Consider the following 607-nt stretch of genomic DNA (forward strand, 5'->3'; position numbering starts at 1 on the left):
ATGGTACTGCAGGGGGGACCCTGTGGGAGAGTAGGACGCCGCCGAACAATTATTCAAGGCCGCGGCCCCAGCGACTCGCTGGGGCCGCGGCCTTTTTGTGTTTTGCGAACGAGTAGTACCCCGGCAGGCCGGGACCTTCGCCCAGGCGGAGTGTTCCGGGATGTCGGACAATGGAGATGGTGCGCGGCCAGGAGGCCGGCGCCGAAACCGCGTGACGGCAGCGGAGTTGCTCAGTCCGCGGTGGAGCTGAAGCAGCAGAAGGAGTCACCACGATGTCGAACCAGCCCCAGGACCGTCCCGAGCGTCGATCGGACGACGGCCGAGGCTACGAGCCCCGGTCCCGTGGGGGCTGGTCGAACGACCGTGGCGGCGCCCGTCGGGACGACCGTCAGGGCGGCGGCGGCTTCCGCCGTGACGACCGCCCCTCGGGTGGTGGTTTCAACCGTGACGACCGTCCGCGTCGTGACGACCGTCCGTCCGGTGGCGGCTTCAACCGTGACCGTGGCGATCGCCCGTCGGGTGGTTTCAACCGCGATGACCGTGGTGGCGACCGTGGTGGCTTCCGTCGCGACGACCGCCCCTCCGGTGGCGGCTTCAACCGCGACCG

The 607-nt window shown here is 69.5% G+C and carries 1 pseudogene; it reads right to left on the reverse strand.

Annotation, left to right across the window (positions count from 1 at the left end):
- Positions 1–230 precede the first annotated feature (230 nt).
- A pseudogene (locus tag AC07AL_RS07400) lies at positions 231–607 on the reverse strand (hypothetical protein); the annotation flags it as partial.

This window comes from Kitasatospora sp. NPDC043949 (genome assembly GCF_056435365.1).